The sequence below is a fragment of the Paenibacillus sp. SSG-1 genome (assembly GCF_002224835.1).
Taxonomy (GTDB): Bacteria; Bacillota; Bacilli; order Paenibacillales; family Paenibacillaceae; genus Paenibacillus_AQ; species Paenibacillus_AQ favisporus.
In genome coordinates, this window is record NZ_MBRK01000001.1 from 5,363,021 (window position 1) to 5,384,908 (window position 21,888).

Here is a 21,888-nt window from a genome sequence, read left to right on the forward strand (position 1 = left end):
TTCGAAAAAAAGAAGACTCATGCTTGATGAATCGCGCGATATTTAGCCGGGGTAATTCCTTCGTAACGGCGAAAATTACGGATGAATGAGTTCCTTCCCCAATAGCCGATTTGTTCGGCTATATCATCGATTTTTAGATCGGTTTCGAGCAAAAATTGCTTCGCTTTGGAAATCCTGTACTTGGCGATGTATTCCACATACTTCTCACCTACCTCTTCCTTGAACATGCGGCTGAAATGCCCGGCGGACATGTTCATTTGCTCCGCGAAATGCTCAATGGAGAGTTCTTCGTTATAATGGGTCCGAATATAGTCCAAAATTTCGGCAAACTGTTGTTTACGATCCGGCACTTCGATTTTCCGGAACAATACGCCGTGTATTTCCCGAAATGTTTGCCTCATTTCTTCCCAGGTTACACAGCGGTTGATGGAGGCAAACAACTCGGAATAGACCGAGATGTCAAAATCGTTTTGCTCACTTTCGATGGCCCTGGCCCAAGTATTCAGCACATCGGTGCCCAAGTTCTTCATCTGATCTGCGTTCGCATTACTTCGCATTCCTGCGTCCAGCAAGTCGAACACGGACTGAAGCAAGTTTTTGTAATCGCCAGCTTTGTACCTATTGAAGATCCGGTTCACTTCTTGAGCAGACAAGAAACTATCTCCTGACGATCGTTCCTTCCACACCCTTTGTTCGCTGCAAATTTCCGCACCAGAGTGCAAACTCTTATAATGGAGCATCGAAACCGCATGGTTGTAAGACTGATGGAGGGCGGCGACGGAATGGACTGTTTCCCCGATCCCAATGGAAGCCTTGTAATAAGGATGCTCCAGGAGCAGCTTTATAACATTCGCTGTTTCCATGGGGTCACAGATCCCATTCTCTTCGTGATGTAACACACAGGACAATTGTTCGGAACGTGTTTGACATACCCAAATCAATGCCGGGGACAGCTTGCGAATCTTCTCCTTCAGCTCCGCCAGCATAAATGATTTGGACGTTTCAGACAGCTGTTCCGCGAATGGCGAATAGTATTGGATATCAATGCAGAGGACGGTTGCGGCTGATACCGGCTTGTACGGGAAGGCAATTTCTTTCGCGTAATATTCGATGGACAAGCTGTCGCGGTATTCACCAAACAACACTCGAACAATAAATTGCTCCTGAACGATCGGGAACATGCCGTTTACGGTCTGTGTCAGCTCTTTGTTCTTAGAGATTAGCAAATGCGAAAACCGTTTTATCGTATCGAACTCGTTGCCGCTGTGGGAGCCGGGTGCGTCGTCCAGATGCGGATGCTGCGATTCCAGCCCCGTTTTAATTTCGCGAATCGGATTGTACAATCTCCGGCTCAAATCATAAGAAACCAAGCCGCCTACGATGATAAACATGCCAAGCAGTACGAACGTCATCGTGCGGATCGTGCTTGCCGGCTTCATCAGGGTGGGCAGATCGATCATGCTTACGTAATACCAAGTATCATTGAACCGGGATTTGGTAAATGATAGCGCTTTCTTATTTTCGTATAAAAATAAAGTCTGTTCCGGATTCATCCGGATCATTGCTGCAAATGAATCAGGCTGTAGCTCGGACGATCCGTTCGAGATCAGGACAGAGCCGGACGAGTTGACCAGCATCGTATCCGTTACCCACTTCTCCTGAATGCCCAATCGCCCGCGAAGCTCATCTAGATCAAGATTCACGACCAAATAGACTTCGGGATTGCTATTGTTGAATGGATAGCTCATCAGCATGGCGGTGTTCGAGTGGGTTGAGACAATGTCCCGAGTGAACGGCGGCCTTTCAAATACGGTATGCGGTTTTGTAAAAACCATCGATTTCTTGCCAGTAAAATTGGCAAAGTAGGATGGCATATCCGTATCTTTAATCAGATACTGTTCCCGGAAATACTCGTCCTTGTTGTTGTATGTATTGCCGTCGATGACAAGATCTTCGCTGGCAAAGTACAGGAACGATTTGTACACTAGATCTTCCGAATCCAGTTTATTCATTTGTTGCATGAGCGAGTGAATCCATTCATAGTGCTGCGTGAGGTCGGCCGGATCGCCAGACGTTCCGGGAAAGTTCTTGAGGCTTGCAGTTGACAGCATGTTCACCATATCGCCTTCGAGAGAGGCGAAGGTGTCGTCGGTTTGCTCCGAGAAATGCTGCATGATGGTATTGTTCAATCTTTCCGCATCATGCTCAATCAACCGGACGACAAAAAAATTGGTCAGTACGGCGGCTACGATGACTGGGGTAAGAATCAGTGCGAAGTAGTTAGCGAATAACCGACAAAACAGCACTGTGCGATACGTTTGCCAGAAACGGTTCACCATGACAACCCTCCAATAAAATTTCATAAATACAAATTAATTACAAAATATTATTTCATCCCTATCTTAAACTATTTTCACTAAATTTGTACTTGTTTACTTTGCAAAATATCACCGCTTCTGCCTGAAAGGCAGCCGGACCTCGCTTTAGGGTTACATGGCCATGAGCGCAACAAAAAAAAGACTGGAGCATATGCCCCAGTCTATGATGGAATCAAAAAGTGTGTAAGCTACGCTCGGTACCAGCTTATTCACTGTTTAGAAAAATACAAAATTGCCGGCAACACTACATGATCAACAATCTCTTCCAATTTCTGATTCGACACCAATCCATTTTCAAGCATAAACGTATAGCGAATTTGCTCAAAAAGAATTAGTTTGGTCGCTTTAGGTGGGAATTTTGTGATTTCTCCCCGTTGCACGGCCCGTTGAAGAACGTAATCCATCATCTTAATATTGGAACCCGTTGCTTTGGCCAACATCTGGCCTGTCCGTTCTCGCTCCTGCTGGTTAATCATCTCGGAAAACAGCATTTTAAACAATCTAAACGGTCCCTGGTTGGACTCCAGAATAAAATACTGACCAACGTATACTAAACTATCACGGAGACTGCCTCTGTCAAAATCCAAATTGTTGAGTTCCTCTTCCGATTGTTGCATCTGTTGTTGGACAGCTGCAAACACTAAATCAAACGGGGTATCCCAATAACGATAAACCACCGAACGACTGGTGTTCGCCTCACGAGCAATACGCGAAAAATTAATCGCACTGTACCCTTCCGTCTCCAGCAGACGATACGTAGCTGCATAAATATCATTTTGTAATTGGTCGCCGCGGCGGCGGCTTTTATTTGATTCGGTCATCATTCTTTCTCTCCTTGTACGTTCATTATACATCAAACTGTATCTTAAATGAATAAGATTCACACATGTATCTAATTGACTTTTTAAGATACAGTAATGTATCCTAATTATCAAATAAGATACAAAGATGTATTTAAAGGAGAGGTCATCATGAAAGCTATTGTTTTAGGAGGATCGCACGGAGGTATTGAAGCGGTTGAAGCGTTACGATGGATGTACCCGAAAGCGAACGTTCAATGGTATGACAAAGGAGACTTCTCCTCCATTCCGGCCAAGGATCTTGAATCCATTCAACAACAAGGAGTAACCGTCTTCGGCAACACTGAAATAACTAAAGTAGTACCTGGCAAACACCAAGTGGAAATATTCAATCATGCGACAGGGGAAACGCGAACGGAGGGTTATGACAAAATCATTTTAAGTCCTGGTGCAAAGCCATTTATTCTTCCTGTCCCTGGACATCATTTAAAAAACATCGGTACGATGAGCAGTCGACAAGATATATTCAATATGAGAAAACATGCGGCAGATCCAGATATTAAAACCGTTGTTATTGTTGGCGCAGGGTACATTGGGACTGGAGCAGCTTCCTTATTTGCCGAGTCAGGGAAAAAGGTTACGTTAATGGACATCAACGATCGTCCTTTAAGCTCCTATTTAGATCAAGAATTTACGGATGTGCTTGAAAAAGAAATGAAAGATCGCGATGTCGAATTGGCACTGGGCAACTCGATCATCGAATTTGTCGGTGATGAAAATAATAAAGTCATCAAGGTTGTAACTAAAAAAGGCACCTATTCAGCTGACCTGGTCATCTTGTCTGCCGGCAATCGTCCCAACACGGAATGGTTGCGGGGCGCAGTGGAATTATTGCCGGATGGCAGAATTAAAACAGATGAATACATGCGTACAAGTGATCCCGATATTTTCGCCATTGGGGATGCAACAACGGTTTGGTACCATCCCGGTAAAATGCGGATGAATGTTTCATTAGGAACCAACGCGCGTCGTCAAGCACATTATGCAGTGAAAAACTTATTCGAAGCCATTCATCCGCTTCCTGGTGTACAAGGCTCTTCAGGTGCGCATATTTTCGATTATTATTTCGCTACAGCGGGTTTGAATGATAAAACAGCAAAAAAGCTTGGCATTGAAATAAAATCCGTTTACTTGGAACAAGAGACGTCCCTGTTTTCTCCGGAGACAAACGTTATGTTCAAACTGGTTTACGATCCAACAACTTTAGAGATTTTAGGGGGACAAATCATGTCTAAAGTTGATTTGACTGCTAATATCAATACGGTCTCCCTTGCGATTCAAACCGGATGCACATTAGAACAATTGGCATATGCCGACTTCTTCTTTCAGCCAGAATTAAACACACCATGGAATGTAATAAATACGGCAGGATTAAAAGCATTACTAAAAGAGAATTTAATATAACAGACTTTCATTTCGCATACGAGGATGTAGAAAGGGCTTTTCCTACCTCAGGAAAAAGCCCTGAAACTCACGAGACCATTGCATCTCGTCCTGATGAAGGATGTCCCCATAAGAACGGCAATTCAAGCCGATATCAGCCGATTGAGCAAGTTGGAGAGACTCTATCAAGAAACAATGAAATGGATGTCCCGTTTCGGAAATGCTACGCGGCAAGCGGGAAGCTATCTACATGGTCGATTGTTTTTAGCGGGAGATTCGGCGCACATTCATTTTCCGGCGGCAATCGGTAAAGAGGTTTTTGTCCTTTGGCTTGGGACTAGCAATTATACCGATAAAATAAAAAAGTCGCTTAATTAGCGACCTTAATGGGTCAAAGTTTTTGTCCTCTGGCAACATTGTGTCACAAGAAACAATCTACTTCGATATATGTGTTTGATGTTTGATTAGGAACTCAGGGTTCGTTACATACTCTATGTAATTTACGGCTCCGTTAAACTCAAAATAAGCCTGATAGCGAGTGCGAATCGCCGGATGTGTAATGAAATCAAGAACTCTATCCTTCGCTACCCAACGGCTATCGGTTGTTTCTTCAGAAACAGCTAACTCCCCTCCAACAGTTTTGCATACAAAATCAAAAATAACTTGTGTAGGAATATCAGTCACGCCATCATACCATTTAAAAATCCCTGTATTTGAATAAACACCAATTAAGCTGCTAACCGTGATGTCAATTCCGCTTTCCTCTTTAATTTCACGAACCAAAGCATCCATCAAGTTTTCTCCAACTTCCACTTGTCCACCGGGGTATACCCAACCACCGTCACGAGTTTTTACTAAAAGGATATTTCCTTGCTCATCTTCCACAAATCCACCTGCGGTTACGATGTGCGTTGGAAATGGCATACTACAACCCCCTTATGCGGAACGTTTGTATAAAAAGCACACTGATCTTTAGAGCGTCATGTAATTATTTTTGCAACTAACTTTTCATTTTTAAAGTGTAAATTCTCATTATCCAATAAAGTATAAAGCGTGCTGTTTTTTTGAGTAGAAGCCCAAATATCAAATGCAATACGACGCTCTTTATCATTATAGTGCGGACAAAGACTGCCTTTTAACAATCCTAAACCTTCAAATTCTTCGAATTCTTCTTCATTTTTTTCACTAAAACAAGTTCCAAACCAACACATGGACCCTGCACTTATACCTGCTAATACGACACCTTTTTGATAAGCATTTCTTAACACAACGTCGAAGCATATATTGGGTATTCCCGCCGCCTACATACACAATATCTAAATCATTAACAATTTCTTGAATGTGGGGTGTGTCAAAATCATTTATAGTAAGATGGCTTGATTGTTCATTTTTAAAAGCCTTATAAAACTTATCGATATAGCCTTGTGCATCGTTACTGGCTGTTGCAATAAATGCAATTTTTAATGGTTCTTGCTTTCTAGGTATTTTTAATAAGTATTCATCAATGTAGGCTTGGTCTTCTTCGGAAAAACCACCGCCAGAAATTGCGAGAATTGTTCTGTCCATTCTGTATCTTCTCCTTAAAACTGCCATTTTCTGAACTATGAGAATGCCGCCTCTAAGTTGTTGCCTTATGGATTTGTATCACTGATCGTCGTCAGAAAACCGTTCTTCCCGGCAGTTTCAATGAACTTATCAATCGATTGAAATGCTGGGTAGGTAAACGAGTACCATTGTTTTTCAGTCGCATCATATAACATAACACTGGGGTTGCCCTCGGAATGAGATAAAGTATAGAGATAAAATTGTTTAATGCTGTTCCCTTTTTGATCCAAAAAATCAAACTTTCCACTCATGTAATAATCCCCCCTTGTAAGCTCTATAACACTCGAAGTGTAACTGGCAGGGGGATTCGACTTACTTCCTTTGTTGTCAAAAATATGATAAATCGCTTCGATATAGGCACTCCCATTAATTTCTTCTACTATGCTGCCCATTGTATAGTTAACTTCGTATTGCAATGCTTTGACTTTCACTCCATCTAGAACAAATGGGGCAGGTTCAACAGATACTGTCGAATTTCTGAATCCGACGCTGCAATTAAACGTTTCTGCAATAAAGCGAAGCGGAACCATGATGCGATCATTCTTGATATATGGGGTTGCATCCAGTAGCGCAGGTTTACCATTTTTCATCGCCGTACGGCTCTTCAATTTTAAGATTACCAGCATATCGCTTTTTGCGAGCGTAAATTCCGAACCCGACCAGGTGACCTTGGCTCCCAAATTTTCACTGATAAAACGCAAAGGCACCATCGTTCGATTGTTCTTCATTTCGGGCTTCACAGCGGAGGCAATAGTAATTCCTTCAACTTTTATTTGCATATCTGCCGCGTATGCAGGTGAAGAGATAGATAAAATGAATGCAGCGAAAATTCCTGTTAGAACCTTTTTCATAATATTCTATTCCTTTCTTGGCATATTTTAGTGAACTAATATTATGACGAGAAGTGTGAAGTAATGTTGCGCTAAACTGCTCGTGAGCTTGATAAATAACAAAAGGAGCAGCTGCCGCCGGCAAACCGCTCCTAGCCAAGATCAAATTATCTGCGGAAGTAGTGCCCCTCATGAATGTCCTCAATAAGGGATGGATGTACGGGACGCCACCCCAGGCGCTCTTGAGTTAATGCGCTTGATACAGGATTATCCACCGACGCGAAGGCTCCTATCCATCCGAAATGTGAACCCGCCTTGTCCACGTCAATGCTATCTATCTTGAGCTTCAGATGTTGGCCGATGGTGACGGCGATTTCTCGAAATGGCACTCCCTCATCTCTCACCGCATGGAGTCGCGACCCTGCCGGGGCTTTCTCCAATGCAAGCTTAAACAATTGAGCCGCATCTAGGCGATGCACAGCCGGCCAGCGGTTGGTCCCCTCGCCCACATAGGCGGAGATACCTTTATCACGAGCCGTGCGAATCAGAAGCGGTAATAAGCCGTTCTTATCACCGCCAGAATCATGTACAAGCGGAGGAAGACGAACAACTGAGGAGCGGACTCCCCGTTTTGCCAATGCCAGTGTAGCGATCTCCGACGGAACCCGTCCGCTTCCTAAGGAGTTAGGATCGGGTGCATGCTCTTCTGTTGCCAGTCCACCCGGTGAGAGGCTCATAGTTGGAATAGCGACGACTAGTGGACAGTCGCGGCCCGAAAGCACAGTACCAAATGTCTCAATGGCGCGTCTGTCAGCCTCTGCAGCAGCCTTCGTGAACCTCAAAGACGCAAGGCGGGGATTGCCCCCGAGCAAAATTCGAAGGCGTGTCCGGAGACTGGCATGCGAGAACTTATGGAAAAAGGCCAAGTGAATAACACCATCAGCCTCTGCAGCTCCTCTATGCAAGCATTCGATATCCTCTATTGAACCCATTTGCACCTTTGCACCTATAGCAGTGAGCCTCCTGCCAGCCTCTTTGGAACGAACCAGACCAACTACATGATGGTTAGCATCTATTAGTTTACGAACAACCTCTGCTCCGATGAAGCCGGCAGCCCCCGTAACAAAAACATGCATGTAAAATCCTCCTCAAATTTTTAAACAGATTTCTTGAACCTCGCTTTAACCATAGTATAGGAGTTTGTTCATCCCGAAGTTTGCCTTATTCGCTTAAGTTTTTGCTTGATTCAACGAAATCTGCTCTCCAGAAAAGGTAAAACCCGCTAAGCCTTATGGCCGCGGGTATATATATGGAAAAAAGCGATGATGCCTCCCGATCCGTTCAAATACTGTGTTTATTTGCGCCATTTGGCGATATCTCTGCTTGGAGGACTTCCAAAGAAGCTGCTGTAATCCCGGCTGAATTGGGAATCGCTCACATATCCCACAGCCCGGGCCGCAGTCGTCGCATCCAATTTATTGGATAACATCCGGCGTCTTGCTTCTTGAAGGCGCAGAGCTTTCTGGTATTGTATGGGGCTCATTGCCGTAACCGACTTAAAATGCTCACGAAACGATGACTCGCTCATATGGACCATCTCTGCCAAATCTGCGATTTTTAATGGCTGGGAGTAGTTGGCCTGCAGCCAGTCAATTGCTTTCACAATCCGCTGCACACCGGAATCTGCAAAAACCGTCTCGGCAACGTTAACGCCGATGGAGCTGCGGAGAAGCCGGATGTAAATCTCGTCCATGACGAGCGGAGCAAGCAATTTTTCATCACCCGGATGGGATAGACAGTCTACAAGTCTTACCACGGCATTCATAATGGCCAAATCAGCATCAACCACGTAACCCGCACTACGATTGCGGACTTTAGGCAACCCCTGCGGAAATACTTTCGGAACCAAATCAGCGAGCCTTTGTGGATCAAGGTACAGTCCTACTCCCAAGAACGGTTCGGCAGGGCTGGCTTGTATGGTTTTCATCGCAACCGGTAAGGCAACGGGAGCAATAAAAATACGAGACCCGCCATACTCATGTACCTCCTGCCCCACGGTTAAGATTTTTTTTCCTTGCGCGGCAATGCCGACGGCAGGCGAGTAGATGGTATGTAAGTAATCCGCTGCTTCTACATGTGAGTAACGAATGACATACAACCCAGGGATCCGCACATCATAGGTCCCGTCATACGAAGTATGAGCGTAAATCAGACTTGCCAGTCGGGCCGTTTCCGCATCAAGTGATCTCTGGGCATTATCGGATACCCGTATAATCTCGTGATTATCCAGCATTTTTTCGAGAGCACCTCCTTCTTAACTTTTCATATCGAACGATGTGGCGGACTCCTCTGCCCCCCATTTCCGCTGCTTCTTCAAGTTATTTTTCTCAATTCTTTTTTGCTGGTAATTATGGTTGAAGAATTCTTTATTTATAAAGACTTGCAACAAGATTGTTTAGTTCAGCTGTGGTTTCTATATCTGTTGGATCTAGATTTAATTTTATGAAGATATTTCTTATCTTTTCAGCCTTACCTATTACTATTTCTTTCTTGTCTCCATTTATCATTGCTTTGTATAAACCATCAAGTCCTACATCTATCAAATCGTTAGTGGCTTCATAAGACGAGGGTTTAGATACAGCTGAAGCGGCAGCTACTGTACCTACACAACTTTCATAATTAGTGTTGTTTCCACCGGTAAAATCCCTACTAAAACATGCAGCTGATTCACCTAACTGATATTTAAATTCCATATCAATCATGTTTTGTTTGTATTTTAAAATCTCTTTATTGTTCATTTGTAAATTCATAGAATATATTAGAAAAACTACCAGAATAATAACTACAACTGCTAATACAGTTATAATATTTTTAGATTTATTCATTTCAGGCTCCTCTACTTATGCTCTATTCAGCTTTCGGTTAACGTCTAATTCACGATCTTCGTAAATAATCCATTTGTAGGGTATTCGTGAAAAACTTTGAACTCCCCTGCCCGTTAATTGAGGAAAAGGCAGCCGGCTTTTGGACAACATTATTGCTGGGCAAAGACACATATGCGGTAGCAACCGCAAAATTGGGTGACATGCTTAACGACATTGAAAATTGGAAAGAAACGACGGTGAGTACCGATTTCGAGGAATAAGAGGGGAGATTATGGCCGCAGGCTTCTCTAAATAACGATGCAAGTTCATGTCCCTAACTGAGGGCAAGAACTTGCATCGTTAAAACAAAAAAAGCCGCGGATCCCGCGACTTCTTATGTGTGTACGTTCTTGTCCTCCGACATTATAAAACTCCCACATCGAAAGCCCCCCGCGCTTAGGATAATGATGTTATCCTTTACTTTCTTTTGCAGGTGATCCCTTTGGCAAATATTTTTCCAGCTTTGATCTTGTTGCTGGTAGAGGCATGTAAATCATCACTCTCATATCAGGATCATTGGGGATTTGCAGGGTAATATGATCAAACTCAAGCAGCCCCATGAAGGGATGCTCCACTTCTTTAAATCCTTCAAGAGAGCCGGGCGTTTCATGCTGCAGCCATAGCCGGTCAAATTCAGGACTTATTCGTTTAAGATCTTCTATTAATTCGGCAAACGACGAATCCTCAACGTAGCGGGCGGATGCCGTGTGGAACTCCGCAATCATTCCCGTAGCCTTTTGATCGAAATTTTTGAAGCGCCTCTTCCATACCGGGTCCGTGAAATACCGCCAGATTAAATTGAATTCATGAGGCGGTGCTGCCGAGGAAATAGAGAAAACCTCATTTGCAGCATCATTCCAGGCCACAAAATCCCAACGTCTTCCCAGAATATATACAGGATTCGGAGTAAGGTCATCCAGCATCCTTTGAAATGCTGACCCGATACTTTCTTTATGAGGAGACAAGTAAGGAGGCAGTGATTCTCCTGCAAGAAAAAAAAGATGGCGTCGTTCATTGGGATTAAGCTTTAGAGCCGCAGCTAGGCTTTCCAACACTTGTACTGACGGACGGACATCACGTCCCTGCTCAAGCCACATATACCAGGATGTGCCGATATTCGACAGCTGTGCGACCTCTTCCCTGCGCAATCCGGCTGTCCGGCGGCGCGACCCAGTCGGCAATCCCAAATCCTCTGGAGAAAGGCTTGACCTCTGTTTACGCAAAAAATCACCAAGAGCCAAGCGGCGCTCGCGATCGTTCATCTCAATCCCTCCTAACCTATTACTCGGAAACCTATGATTAAGCAACCTCTCGTTAAAAGTGTATTAGAAAATTATACTCAATCATAGAAATCGCTTCAACTCAGTTTGAAACGTTTCAAACCAGACTTTAAAGGAGACAGGCCATGCAATCAATAACACAGCACAAACATTACAATTCTCAGGGAATGCTTATCAATAAAGTAGCTCTGGTTACAGGGGCCAGCCGCGGCATCGGAGCAGCGGCAGCCAAACTCTTCGCCGAAGAAGGAGCGGCGGTTACTCTCGTCGCAAGAACAGAAGCAGCTCTACGCTCTGGAGTTGAGGAAATTATCGCGAAAGGCGGTAAAGCCGATTACATTGTAGCCGATCTAGCCGATTCCGCCAGCATCGAACGGGCGGTTCAAACGACCGTTGAGCGTCACGGTCGCCTGGATATAGCATTCAATAATGCTGGAATTGGGGCTCCCCTTTCGCCATTAACAGAGGTCACAGAAGAGGATTTCGACCTTCTTCAAGCTATAAATTACAAAGGAATCTGGGTGGCAATGAAAGCGGAAATCAAGGCAATGCTCGATACTGCGGGTACCGGTGCCATTGTCAATAACAGCAGCGTCGGCAGCTTCAGAGGTAATCCGGGGTTGTCTGTCTACGGAGCCGCCAAACGGGCTGTTAATAGTCTGACCGAGACGGCTGCCATTGAATACGGGCCTTCGGGTATCCGCGTAAACGCTATTGCACCTGGCACGACCATGACCGAGATGATCGAGGGGTTAGTTGCACAAGTTCCAGATATAATCGAAAAAAGCAACTCTGTGACGCCTCTAAGACGTCCTGCCGATCCTCATGAGATCGCACAAGCAGCTGCCTGGTTATTGAGCGATCGCGCTTCTTACGTGACAGGCGTCGTTCTGCCGGTGGATGGCGGAGCAAGAGCGTAGTCCCTAACGGAGGGAGTATCCCATAGGGTCCATTACCCCGGGATACTCCTTCCGCATGTTATGAAACGCTCCGACAATTACTGTCGCCCCTAAACTACAATAGAATTTCAGACATCCCACGGCTGAAGTACATTACATTTCCCGTTAATTGAACAAAGGGTGAAGCAGTGGCCCGCCAGCAAACTGCTCCCAAGATCATTAAAATATCGCACCTCAGTGAAGATCTGTTATACTTCCGTTTTTAGATGTTCCTTTTTAATACCTTTGTGTGAATCAATGGTGATTTTATGCACTTATTATTTTCATATATAGCTTTTATTACTGATATTTCAACAATTGAAGTTGTTAATGGTTCGATTCTTTTAGTGCAATAAACAGTCGCCTCTTTTAACTTCTCTTCGTTCAGTCTATTAGCTAACGTGCAGTGAGGTATCCAATTATTCGGAAGATATTGAGTTTCAGCACTCGCTCGATATATTTCAAAGTAGTTATGATGGTTACCGTGGATTTCTAAAAATTCTTTGGAAGGAACAGGAGCTAGGAATAATGCTCCAGAGTTTAAGAAAGTCCCTAACGAACTCAGCGTAATGGATATTTGTTTTTGGGATTCATAGAAGCGGTCAAAATCGGCGATAAATTGTTCAATATTTATTCCAGAATCATACCCTGCTATCGTAATATGTGGTCGTCTATCTTGTACTTCCTCAGCATATTGGGATATAGCTTTATCACTCAACCCTTTCCAAACATTCTTTATATAGAGTTCCGTATTCGAGTCAAAGTGAGCAACAACTCCGTACATCTCATCTCCCCCGAAAAAATAATTCTCACTCACACGGTACTGTTTCGGCAACCAATCAGTTGGTCGTCTGCCGTCGTATCATGATTGAACTATTGTTTCCCGTTAGCTTAGCGAAGTCTCTGCAACCACATGCGTTTGTGAGTAGTTAAATTAGATATTACGGTGTAGCGACGGCATCGTAGATATGATGTTATATGATAGGCATGCTTCTTTCGTGTTAGCTGAATAGTTCTTCTAAGTAGCTCTCTATAATGTCTTTTCTAAATTCTTCATCTACTAAATGAATTCCATCTTTAGTAATCCACTGGTATTTAAATTTGCTCCCTTGATCCCCTCCATCTCCTGTGCCAATAAATTCCCACTTTTCTGGAAGTTTTCTATCTGGTACAACAAGAAAATCATGTCGTTCCACATTTGAATCTATAAATGCTTTGTAATAATATTGAACTCCGAGTTTCTTCGTCATCAGTAAATAAGTCAACCCAGACTCTTCCAACATTTCTCTATATAAAGCCTCTTCAGCCGTTTCTCCAGGCTCAATATTTCCACCAGGTAACCTAAACTGTACACCTGGCTCATTCGAGTAAACTAATAATTTTTTTCTTCCCATCTGATCAGTTTGTACGATAAAACCGAAGGATTTTCTCTTTAGGGGTTTATTAGCCTTCATAAATTTTCTTCCTCATAATTAGATTTTATCGTTGCATGCTTTTCACATAACGACTTATTCATAGGCTGCCTTCAAATGATTTCATTGAGCCGTCTTATGCAGTGGAATGATCCGTTCTCAAGGCAAGTTTATAAAAAATCCATCCCTTAAAGGATGGACATCACTCCAATCATATTTCTGCCTGTTTGCGAAATCGTTCCTTTGTGACAACAAACAATAACTCACCGTTACATTCCTCGTAATCACCTATCAAACCCATAAGTTCGCGTTCAAATACAAAGCCTAGTTTCTTAAAGACTCCTATTGACGCAGTGTTCTGTGAATTGGCCTTAGCGAACAACTTGTCTAATCCAATAACATTAAAGGCATAGGCTGTCAACGCAGAGGCTGCTTCAGTTGCATAACCATTACCCCAATAGTCTCGGCCAATCAAATAATACAGTTCATTATCAGGAGCACTTAAATCAAGTACGCCCACACCACACCAGCCGATGAAAGCGTCTGTTGCTTTGGTCCGAATCGCAAAGGAGTATTTAAATGGCATGTTAAAGGGCGTATTGTAACTGTCGATCAGCCACTTGAATAGTCCTTTATATTCTTCGAACGATAAAACTCGCATATGCATATAAGTGAACAACTCTGGGTTTTGCATCAGCTCAAACGATTCCATCAAATCACTTTCGATGTAAGGGCGAATGATTAGACGCTCTGTTTCTAATCGCATCATAGATAATTCGGATTGCATGTTGATTCTCCTCTTGTCTGTATTTGTTATACATCATGTATCAGACTAGAGTGAGAAATATGGCATATCCACCCCTCACTTTCCACGCATTTCTATCTATTAGCATAATCTGTTACCCAGGAGAGATACAATGGATAATTTGATTTTAATCGAAGTTACCTTCTGGATAATGCCAAACTCTACTGCTGTTTAGAAAAGGCAGCCGATTCCAAGTATTCGGCTGCCTTCAAAATCTTTATTGAGCTATCGTTTCCCGTTAGCTTAGTGGCTTGGTAAGGAAAATTTCCAATGGTTGAGTATTAAGTAATAGGCATCCAGCATCTTGATAGCCTAGCTTCCTATAAAAATGTTGGGCACCTTCGTCAGCTTGAGTGGATGTCATGACCATGTTGAAGCCCTTTTGTTTCATTTGCTCCTCCCAGAAGAGAACCACTTTATTACCTACACCCCTGTCACGAAATTCTTCGTCTATCCAAATCATGTTCATGAACGGTATGTTGTCCCAAAAATAACCATACCTCATCCATCCAATGTTTCTTCCATCAGAGTTCCGTATTATATAGATTTCTTTTCCCTTTATTTTTGCGGATATGAGGTTCTCTGAAATATGATGATCTCTACCTTTTATGTATTCGTAATCTAATTCATTTGCAAAAGCAATGTTCATTGTAAATCCTCCCTACTGTCCCAAATTAGATCTAATTAGCTTATAACCTTTGATAATATTTGAATGTTTCCTGCACTCCATGTAACTGTTTTAAGCTAACCTGCCCGTTAGCTTAATAATATGAGCAGGCTCCAGTAGCCTGCTCAACATTAAGTTATATTGAACTAACGTTCTCCGTTAGCCTTATAATAGGTTACCTTCCCAATCAACAAAAGCCAGTCGATCTTTTGGAAGCAGGCACCATTCGACGATTGTCCTCACAAGACTTGGTGTAACAATACGATCATCCCAAATTGGAGTTTGTATTCTCACCCAACCTTTTTGAGGATAATTTTCTAAGCCTACAAACTCCATTCCCTTTACAACAATATGTGAAATCTTATCGTTATCTGCTTGTGCCACATGATATAAAACAATAAATTTCTTATCCTCCGAAACAATATTAAGACCGATTCGGCCCAAATCTTCAACGTCTTGTCGGACATTCCAATAATACATTTTGCCGCAATACTCTAACTTCCGTCTTCCTTTTGTATTAATTCCCACCGGATTGTTACCTCGCTAAGTTCTTTTTCCGTATCTATTCGTGCCAGCATCTAAGTTTCCTGCCGTAAAAAACGAAATAGACTTGGGCCAACGGTAAACTGCTCCAAAATGCGTTGCTCTCTCTGCGACGTCCGCCTTCCTGCTCATAACAGCGGTTCCGCCGTATCCAATTAGTTATTTTTAATTACAAATTAAAACCGCCTTTACAAATAAGGCGGTAAACTCTACTCTAGAGAATTGTTATAAATTAAATTTATTCTTAATGATATCAGCCACTTCACATGCAGATAATTTCGTGTTGTTAATTCTGAGGTAATTTTCTCTCTTAATTTCTCCCTCGAACGAGTTCAATCGGTGCTCTTCCATCGTCCGTTTTAAATCTTGTTCAGAGCGAGCGATATCCCTCTTTGTCGGTTTGTGTTCAAGTCTAAAGGGAGTTTTATTACGCTCAATCCTCTCCTCTAGGTCGGCTTCAAGCTCAACAAAATAAACTTCACCGTTTTTGTCTTCAAATATTTTGCATACTGCATCTACATAATCCCAATCACTCTGCAAATCGAATCCCCATACATAAGTGAAAATCATTCCATACATATCACTGGCGGCGGTGACTTCAAAAATGTCTTGTCGAAATTTATTCACCAATCCCCACATTTCACGACTAAAGCCAAAATAAGGAGCGAGTAATTCAATCGTCATATGGTTGTGGAACAACTTTAATTCGGTTATCTTTTCTAGTTCATATCCCACTGTCATTTTCCCCACTGCCTGCGGACCAAAAATCAAAACAAATTTCACGACATCGCCACCTTGGAAGATATTTCAATAATAATATCACACTTTAAATCAATAAGGGTTTTATGATTACCTAGTAATTTACTTTCTAATCACTTAACAGGCACGATTCAATCTTTCGTAGTAAGCCCTGGTCATCTTTATAGTCGAAAACAGTATCCAGGAAAACTTGCTCGTTTGGAGCTAAATGAACAAGTCGTTTGAGCTTTTCAGCAAAGTTTTCTCGCCGGGTTCCAGTTATACTAAACGTATAAGTGTTGAAAAGTTTGCTAAGAAACATAGAGGATGGTTCCTTTGAACATCGGGCAAAGCACATCGTTATCAGGTGCCGTCCAAACGGCTTCTAATTATTCTACAGGTAAGCGCAGACGGGCATATCCGAAAGGATGATTATGAAATGGAAACTAGAGCAATCGCAGGAACAAGTAAGGCGGGGACGTCCACGACTATGAGATCAAGCAAAATGGTCAGGGTGCCTCATGAACTGGTAAAGTCTCCGAATAAAAAAGGGAGCTTGAAGCTGGATGGGATGTCCGTTATCGAATTCTGTTTTTACACGCAAGGCATAAAAGGAAGCTTTTTTTTGCAGGATCATCTTCTGCTAATCGTCAAGTCGGGTGTCTATACCATTCGCTTCGGTGATCGAGAATACAAGATACGGAGCAACCAAATGATGTTTATTCATAAATCAACTGGAGTCGAGTACGAGAAAACGGGTGAACCCGATTCCGATTATATTCTCGACTATACGATGTTTTTTCTGAACGAGAAGATCGTAGATGAATTCCTCAAGTTCGCCGGTTTAAAACCCATTTATCCCGTGAATGATGTTGTTCCGATAACCGTCTTTCCGATCAATGACCGCATTGGAAGCTATATTGAGTCGTTAAAACCCTTTTTCGAGAACTCTGACGAAGTCAAAGAAGGACTCGTTCGTGTGAAACTGATGGAATTGCTGTTTCACATCGCCGATTCGAATGATCGTTTGCTGCATCAAATGATACAACCCATAAGCAAGGAAAGAGGCAGCATTGCAAAAATCATGGAGGAGAACTTTATGAATCCCGTTTCCCTTAACGACCTTGCCTATTTGTCCGGTAGAAGCCTGGCGGCGTTCAAAAGGGATTTTCAAGCAATATACAACACCTCCCCGCTCAAATGGGTTCGCAATCGAAGGCTGGATAAAGCCAAGGAACTGTTAGCGGAAACCGTGTTATCTGTTACGGATGTCTGTTTTTCGACCGGATTTGAAAATATCGCTCACTTTTCCAAAGTATTCAAGGAAAGATTCGGACTCCCACCCTCAGAGTTTAGACGGCAGCTGAGGTTGAAAGAGGATGCCTAAAGGGGCTAAAAAATGGCTGCACAGGCACTTGATTTGAAGATACCGTTTCGCGGACAGCGGAACGGTATTTTGTTATGTACAGAAACCAAAATGAGCTAAATAAACAAATAAAAATGAGCTTGTAGGCAAAGAAATTCATTCGTCTCCTTGATATTCTTATCTCATGCGGTAAACGTTTCACTAATACAGAAAGGTGTTGAAACCAATGAAAAAAGTGAAATTACAAAATGAAATGATTCCTCCGATCGCTCTTGGTACCTGGTCATGGGGGACCGGTCAAGGCGGCGGGGATGCTATTTTCGGGAATCATCTTACCGCGGAAGACTTAAAACCGGTTTTTGATGCGGCGATGAAAGCCGGACTCCATTTATGGGACACTGCGACGGTGTACGGAATGGGAGCCTCCGAAAGCATTCTGGGCGAGTTTACCAAAGGCCGCGACGATGTGCTGCTCTCAACGAAATTCACTCCGCAGCTTGGCGGCCCTGTTGAAGACCGCTTGAACAGCAGCCTGAACCGGCTCGGCGCAGACCAGACGGATATCTATTGGATCCACAATCCTCTCGATGTAAACAGATGGACTCCAGAGCTGATTCCGCTCATGAAAAGCGGAAAAGTAAAATATGCAGGCGTCTCCAACCACACTCTGGAGGAAATCCAGCTAGCACAAAGTATTTTGGCTGAAGAAGGGCTGAACATCTCTGCTGTACAAAATCATTACAGCTTACTGTACCGTTCGTCCGAAGAAGCCGGAATTATGGATTACTGCAACGAAAACAACATTGTGTTCTTCTCCTATATGGTATTGGAACAAGGCGCATTAACTGACAAATACAATGCGAAAAATCCTCTCCCCAGCGGCACCAGAAGAGGAGAGGCGTTTGATGAAGAGGTGCTTGCGAAACTGGAAGGCCTGATTCATGTTATGAAGGAAGTCGGCCATAAGCACAATGCGAATTCTGCACAAGTTGCCATCGCTTGGGCCATTGCAAAAGGAACCGTTCCGATCATCGGCGTTACGAGAACTTCCCAAATTGCTGATGCTGTAAAAGCCGCCGAAATCACGCTGACAGCACAGGAAGTCCATGATCTTGAAGCAGCGGCGAAAGAGACAGGAATAGTCATCAAAGGTGAATGGGAAAAGCCGATGCATTAATTACTATAATCCTTCTTGTGCCGGCCTTATCAGGCCCAAACGAAGGTTCTAGGGTCTCTCAGGTTACTTTCAGGATAATGTCCTTTAGTTCAATTAGCGTCTTGATTCGATAGCTGGCCTGTGAGAAGTCATGTGTTTTGGTGAAGTCGTTATGGACAATAGCACAGTCGATACCAGCCGCCACGGCTGAGTTCAACCCTCTGTTTGAATCCTCTACAACCAGGGTCTCTTCTTTGGTAGCCCCGAAGCGCTTTAGGCCGGTCAAGTATGGTTCCGGGTGCGGCTTGGTGTGCTCGTAGTCTTCACGAACAAGGACGAATTCCATGAATTGTATGATCTGGCGTTTTTCATGTATAAGCTGAAAATCCGCACGTTTTGCAGTTGTCACGATAGCCATGCGGACGTACTTTGACAGTTCGGCTAGAGTTTCAACTACACCTTCAATCTCTATGGCTTCTGTTCTTAGATACTCCTGATAATAGATGTTGCGGACCTCACGCTGCTTGCTGATGGTCTGTTCATCAATACCTGCCGCCCTAGCCTGGGACCAAGTGCCCAATGACTGGATCATGTCGCGGAGGTACTGATCTTTATCCAAGGTAAATCCAATGTCAGCCAGAGCGCGTTCTCCCGCTTTGTAATACCAGAATTCAGTATCTACCAGAACACCATCATGATCGAAAAGTATGTACTTTTTCACTGTTTGGTTCTCCTTTGGCAGCTGTGGCAACCATTCGTGCCATCACGCGTCGTTGATCGCTCCAAGTAGACGGGGCCCAATATGTTACTGAAGTAATAAGTTATTAAATAATTCGGTTCTACAATTACTCTATCCTGCCCGTTAGTTGAATAAAGCCAGCCGATCAAAGTAATCGGCTGGCTTCTTGTTCGTACGTGCCACAGTGCTCAGTCCTGTTTACTGGCTGGCTCGGCCACGTCAGCCGACCCGGCCAGTCCGCCGCCGAACACCTCCTCGAGGAGCCTCTGCGTCGCCTTCTGGAACGCCACTGCCAGGGACATTGCGACGTCGTCCACATAGTTCAAGGAGGCGGTCAGGGTCTTGCTGCCGTCTGGCGTGCTGTACATCAGTGCCGCGTAGCCCGAAATGCCGCCGTTGTGGGTGATGATAGTAACGTCGCCGTTCGGACCGGCGTTCTGCACGAACACCCCCAGGCCATAGCCGATTTTGGGATACGGCTTGCACATCTCGGCCAGCAGCGGGGCCGGGAGGAGCTTGCCGCCCATCAGCGCGGAGATGAACGTGTGGAGATCCTGGGTGGTCGAGATCATGTCGCCGCCGGTGGAGATCCAGGAGGGGTTCTGGCGGGTGATGTCGACCGTCTTCTGCTCGCCGGCATCCTCGTACCGGTAGTAGGCGTGGGCGTGTGGTTCGGGGATCTCCGGCTGCGTGTCTGGTACCACAGTACCCGACAGCCCAAGCGGCCCCAGAATCAGCCGCTGCATCTCCTCGGCGAGCGAGCTGCCGGTGACCTTCTCGATCAGCAGCCTGGCCAGCACGTAGTTGGTGTTGGAATAGCTCCAGTCCGTTCCCGGCTCGAATCGCGCCGGCTTGGATAAAGCCAGCCGTACCAGCTCCTCCGGCCGGTAAGTCTTGAACCGGTTGTCTACCCACTCCTGGCCCTGCCAGGGGATCCCTGGAACGACCGTCCCGTCTTCGTAGTACTCGCCGGTGAAGTTGAACACCCCGCTGGTGTGTTGCAGCAGCATCCGCACTGTGATCCGCCGGTCCAGTCCGAACTCAGGCAGGTAGTCTACCGCCGGGTCGTCCAGCCCGATCCTGCCCTCGGCAACCAATTGCAACACCACGGTCGCGGTGAAGGTCTTGGTGTTGCTGCCTATCCGGAAGTGCCCGTTTGTAGGCGGCTTCGCCTCCTCGCCCAACCTGCTCACCCCGGCGCTGCCGACCCACTCGCCCTGCTCATCGTTCACGCGCAGCTGCACCCCGAGGAAACCGGAATCGACGATCTCCTGGATAGCCTTCTGCAGCTCCGGTCGATCCTGCCCGGCAGCGATTCCTTTTTCCTTCATATTTTCTGACGAACTAAAATTTTCTGTTGTTTTCTTTTCCATTTCGTTTCCCTCACTTTACTTTTTTATCAGTCCAATTGGTTTAAACTACAAACTCTCTCCCGGCTTGGCGTTCTCCTTTATCAAAGGATCCGCTTGTGTTCTTTCACTATAGAAGGCTCCGAAACGTTACCTTTCAGCACTTGGAGCTGCTTGTTGGTTTTTTGCAGTCCTTTGCTTGAATGGTCTTGGTTTGCATCGGATCCCTTCCCTTAAATGACGGTGACTTTTGACAAATTGGCATCCATGCCTTTGAGAGCAGCAAATGTCAGTTTATCCATCGTCGCGCCGTCAAAGCAGATCGTTTTGATCATGCGATAGTACTTCTTCGTAAAGGTAAACCCCGGTTGGAAAGAAACATTTTTTAATGTAGCGCCCTTGAACGAAGCGTTGCTTAATTCCGCTCTGTCAAACTTCACGCCGATAAACGTCTGTCCGTCGAAACGCTGCCCGCTCAGATCGGAGTACTTGAAGTCAACCCCATCAAACCAACAGCCCTCAAATATCGTTGTTTTCAGATCCGTTGTCGTTAACGTGACGTCGGTCATCCTTACGCCCGTGAATTTGGCTCCGTTAAGATTCGCGCTGCTGAAGTTGGTTCGTACAAGAATCGACTTATTGAAGCTTGCATTGGTCAGGTCAAGCGCAGACAGGCTGCAGTCCGTCAGATTCGTGCCGTCAAAGTTGGCTTCGCGTACGTCGCTTCTATTAAACGTACTGCCGTTCAAATCCGAGCCCGAAAAGTCGGAACCGGCGAGCGCGCTGCCCTTAAACTGTCCTTTATGGGCCGTAACGCCCGCTAAGTCACTCTTCACCAGATTGCTTCCACTAAAGTTGGTCACGACTTGCTGTTCCAGCGAGCGGGTGGTCATTGTCAATTTCTGATTCATTACA

22 protein-coding genes and 2 pseudogenes are annotated in these 21,888 nt (G+C 44.5%); 6 read left to right on the top strand and 18 right to left on the bottom strand.

The genetic code is table 11. The features are described from left to right. Positions 1 to 17: 17 nt before the first annotated feature. Both BCV73_RS24660 and BCV73_RS24665 read right to left on the bottom strand, forming a co-directional pair. Positions 18 to 2,336: a helix-turn-helix domain-containing protein gene (locus tag BCV73_RS24660; protein WP_481855801.1), complete on the bottom strand. Its 2,319-nt coding sequence runs from the start codon at positions 2,334 to 2,336 to the stop codon at positions 18 to 20. Between the two features lie 251 nt (positions 2,337 to 2,587). After that, the gene (locus BCV73_RS24665) at positions 2,588 to 3,199 is read right to left on the bottom strand and encodes a TetR/AcrR family transcriptional regulator (RefSeq protein WP_089550390.1); all 612 of its coding nucleotides are present in this window, start codon (positions 3,197 to 3,199) and stop codon (positions 2,588 to 2,590) included. A gap of 150 nt (positions 3,200 to 3,349) precedes the next feature. On the opposite strand from BCV73_RS24665, the gene BCV73_RS24670 reads away from it, so the two are divergent. After that, positions 3,350 to 4,642, top strand: a complete 1,293-nt coding sequence (locus tag BCV73_RS24670; RefSeq protein WP_089548926.1) for an FAD-dependent oxidoreductase — start codon at positions 3,350 to 3,352, stop codon at positions 4,640 to 4,642. Positions 4,643 to 4,735: 93 nt separating this feature from the next. After that, a pseudogene (locus BCV73_RS24675) lies at positions 4,736 to 4,921 on the top strand (FAD-dependent monooxygenase); the annotation flags it as partial. 135 nt (positions 4,922 to 5,056) lie between these two features. On the opposite strand, the gene BCV73_RS24680 reads toward BCV73_RS24675, so the two are convergent. From BCV73_RS24680 to BCV73_RS24710, 6 genes and pseudogenes are all read right to left on the bottom strand, one after another. After that, a complete protein-coding gene (locus BCV73_RS24680) occupies positions 5,057 to 5,545 on the bottom strand; it encodes an NUDIX hydrolase (protein ID WP_089548927.1) in 489 nt (162 codons plus the stop codon). 56 nt (positions 5,546 to 5,601) lie between these two features. Continuing rightward, positions 5,602 to 6,214: pseudogene (locus tag BCV73_RS24690) on the bottom strand (Type 1 glutamine amidotransferase-like domain-containing protein). Between the two features lie 38 nt (positions 6,215 to 6,252). Then, on the bottom strand, positions 6,253 to 7,077 hold the full coding sequence (locus BCV73_RS24695) for a copper amine oxidase N-terminal domain-containing protein (RefSeq protein ID WP_089548930.1): 825 nt from the start codon (positions 7,075 to 7,077) through the stop codon (positions 6,253 to 6,255). Positions 7,078 to 7,223: 146 nt separating this feature from the next. After that, positions 7,224 to 8,192 carry an SDR family oxidoreductase gene (locus BCV73_RS24700; RefSeq protein ID WP_089548931.1) on the bottom strand — a complete coding sequence of 323 codons (969 nt, stop codon included), beginning with the start codon at positions 8,190 to 8,192 and terminating at the stop codon, positions 7,224 to 7,226. A gap of 218 nt (positions 8,193 to 8,410) precedes the next feature. Beyond that, a complete protein-coding gene (locus tag BCV73_RS24705; RefSeq protein ID WP_089548932.1) occupies positions 8,411 to 9,349 on the bottom strand; it encodes an AraC family transcriptional regulator in 939 nt (312 codons plus the stop codon). A 133-nt stretch (positions 9,350 to 9,482) separates the two neighbouring features. Further along, positions 9,483 to 9,941, bottom strand: coding sequence for a hypothetical protein (locus BCV73_RS24710; protein ID WP_089548933.1), 459 nt, complete (start codon positions 9,939 to 9,941; stop codon positions 9,483 to 9,485). 86 nt (positions 9,942 to 10,027) lie between these two features. Here BCV73_RS24710 and BCV73_RS35150 point away from each other — a divergent pair, with 86 nt between their 5' ends. After that, positions 10,028 to 10,201: a hypothetical protein gene (locus tag BCV73_RS35150; protein ID WP_179232059.1), complete on the top strand. Its 174-nt coding sequence runs from the start codon at positions 10,028 to 10,030 to the stop codon at positions 10,199 to 10,201. A 189-nt stretch (positions 10,202 to 10,390) separates the two neighbouring features. Here the strand turns inward: BCV73_RS35150 and BCV73_RS24715 are convergent, their stop codons facing one another. After that, positions 10,391 to 11,242, bottom strand: coding sequence for a helix-turn-helix transcriptional regulator (locus BCV73_RS24715; RefSeq protein ID WP_089548934.1), 852 nt, complete (start codon positions 11,240 to 11,242; stop codon positions 10,391 to 10,393). Positions 11,243 to 11,385: 143 nt separating this feature from the next. Here BCV73_RS24715 and BCV73_RS24720 point away from each other — a divergent pair, with 143 nt between their 5' ends. Beyond that, entirely contained in the window at positions 11,386 to 12,180 is a 795-nt protein-coding gene (locus tag BCV73_RS24720; protein WP_089548935.1) for an SDR family NAD(P)-dependent oxidoreductase, read from the top strand. Positions 12,181 to 12,421: 241 nt separating this feature from the next. Here the strand turns inward: BCV73_RS24720 and BCV73_RS24725 are convergent, their stop codons facing one another. The 6 genes from BCV73_RS24725 to BCV73_RS24750 all read right to left on the bottom strand — a co-directional run bounded on the left by BCV73_RS24725 (position 12,422) and on the right by BCV73_RS24750 (position 16,408). Continuing rightward, positions 12,422 to 12,982, bottom strand: coding sequence for a 2'-5' RNA ligase family protein (locus BCV73_RS24725; protein WP_089548936.1), 561 nt, complete (start codon positions 12,980 to 12,982; stop codon positions 12,422 to 12,424). Between the two features lie 217 nt (positions 12,983 to 13,199). Next, the gene (locus BCV73_RS24730) at positions 13,200 to 13,652 is read right to left on the bottom strand and encodes an NUDIX domain-containing protein (protein WP_089548937.1); all 453 of its coding nucleotides are present in this window, start codon (positions 13,650 to 13,652) and stop codon (positions 13,200 to 13,202) included. Between the two features lie 169 nt (positions 13,653 to 13,821). Continuing rightward, positions 13,822 to 14,397: a GNAT family N-acetyltransferase gene (locus BCV73_RS24735; RefSeq protein WP_089548938.1), complete on the bottom strand. Its 576-nt coding sequence runs from the start codon at positions 14,395 to 14,397 to the stop codon at positions 13,822 to 13,824. Positions 14,398 to 14,653: 256 nt separating this feature from the next. Further along, the gene (locus BCV73_RS24740; RefSeq protein WP_089548939.1) at positions 14,654 to 15,064 is read right to left on the bottom strand and encodes a GNAT family N-acetyltransferase; all 411 of its coding nucleotides are present in this window, start codon (positions 15,062 to 15,064) and stop codon (positions 14,654 to 14,656) included. A 183-nt stretch (positions 15,065 to 15,247) separates the two neighbouring features. Next, positions 15,248 to 15,562 carry a hypothetical protein gene (locus BCV73_RS24745; RefSeq protein ID WP_089548940.1) on the bottom strand — a complete coding sequence of 105 codons (315 nt, stop codon included), beginning with the start codon at positions 15,560 to 15,562 and terminating at the stop codon, positions 15,248 to 15,250. A gap of 288 nt (positions 15,563 to 15,850) precedes the next feature. Further along, positions 15,851 to 16,408: a DEAD/DEAH box helicase family protein gene (locus BCV73_RS24750; protein ID WP_089548941.1), complete on the bottom strand. Its 558-nt coding sequence runs from the start codon at positions 16,406 to 16,408 to the stop codon at positions 15,851 to 15,853. Between the two features lie 394 nt (positions 16,409 to 16,802). On the opposite strand from BCV73_RS24750, the gene BCV73_RS24760 reads away from it, so the two are divergent. Together BCV73_RS24760 and BCV73_RS24765 are read left to right on the top strand one after the other, a co-directional pair. After that, entirely contained in the window at positions 16,803 to 17,750 is a 948-nt protein-coding gene (locus BCV73_RS24760; RefSeq protein ID WP_256992984.1) for a helix-turn-helix domain-containing protein, read from the top strand. A 205-nt stretch (positions 17,751 to 17,955) separates the two neighbouring features. Then, entirely contained in the window at positions 17,956 to 18,906 is a 951-nt protein-coding gene (locus tag BCV73_RS24765; protein WP_089548943.1) for an aldo/keto reductase, read from the top strand. Between the two features lie 58 nt (positions 18,907 to 18,964). On the opposite strand, the gene BCV73_RS24770 is transcribed toward BCV73_RS24765, so the two are convergent. From BCV73_RS24770 to BCV73_RS24780, 3 genes are all read right to left on the bottom strand, one after another. Further along, complete coding sequence (locus tag BCV73_RS24770; RefSeq protein WP_089548944.1) at positions 18,965 to 19,606, bottom strand: HAD family hydrolase; 642 nt, start codon at positions 19,604 to 19,606, stop codon at positions 18,965 to 18,967. A gap of 206 nt (positions 19,607 to 19,812) precedes the next feature. Then, complete coding sequence (locus BCV73_RS24775; protein ID WP_218828189.1) at positions 19,813 to 20,997, bottom strand: serine hydrolase domain-containing protein; 1,185 nt, start codon at positions 20,995 to 20,997, stop codon at positions 19,813 to 19,815. A gap of 209 nt (positions 20,998 to 21,206) precedes the next feature. Then, a complete protein-coding gene (locus tag BCV73_RS24780; RefSeq protein ID WP_256992985.1) occupies positions 21,207 to 21,884 on the bottom strand; it encodes a pentapeptide repeat-containing protein in 678 nt (225 codons plus the stop codon). Positions 21,885 to 21,888: the final 4 nt, after the last annotated feature.